The organism is Pseudomonas sp. B23(2017), from assembly GCF_002113725.1.
GTDB lineage: Bacteria > Pseudomonadota > Gammaproteobacteria > Pseudomonadales > Pseudomonadaceae > Aquipseudomonas > Aquipseudomonas putida_Z.
Genome location: NZ_NEJM01000051.1, coordinates 1 through 554 on the forward strand (window position 1 = coordinate 1; position 554 = coordinate 554).

At 46.8% G+C, this 554-nt stretch carries 1 rRNA gene; it reads right to left on the reverse strand.

Annotated features, from left to right (window positions below):
- Positions 1–429: 429 nt before the first annotated feature.
- Positions 430–545, reverse strand: a 5S ribosomal RNA gene (gene rrf, locus CAG46_RS27490).
- Positions 546–554 lie beyond the last annotated feature (9 nt).

Genomic DNA, 554 nt, shown 5'->3' on the forward strand with positions numbered 1-554 from the left:
TAAGAAACCCTAAACTTGGCTCAGCAATCTCAAATGACTATGTGATTTCTCGCATGGCCACTTGTGATGCTGATAATCTTTGTGACTATCAGTCCGTACTCACAAGCACCCACACGAATTGCTTGATTCGATTTGTTAAAGAGCGTTTGGTTAAGAGCTTTTCGTCTCAACCGAGGCGCGCATTCTACGCTTTCCTCAGGGTCTGTCAAGCGTTTATTTTGAAGTTTTTGCGAGAAACTCGTTTAACTTCAGGCACTTAACTCGCTTCGATCTCTCGTTGCGGGAGGTGAATAATACAGCATTCGGAAACGCTGTCAACCACCTTTTTACCACCACCGGCTGGCCTTCAGCCTACCAGGAGAAGCGATAGCTTCTACTTAAAGACAAAACCCCTACCTGCATGCGCAGATAGGGGTTTTGCGAAATGAATCTTGACGATGACCTACTCTCACATGGGGAAACCCCACACTACCATCGGCGATGCATCGTTTCACTGCTGAGTTCGGGATGGGATCAGGTGGTTCCAATGCTCTATGGTCGTCAAGAAATTCTGT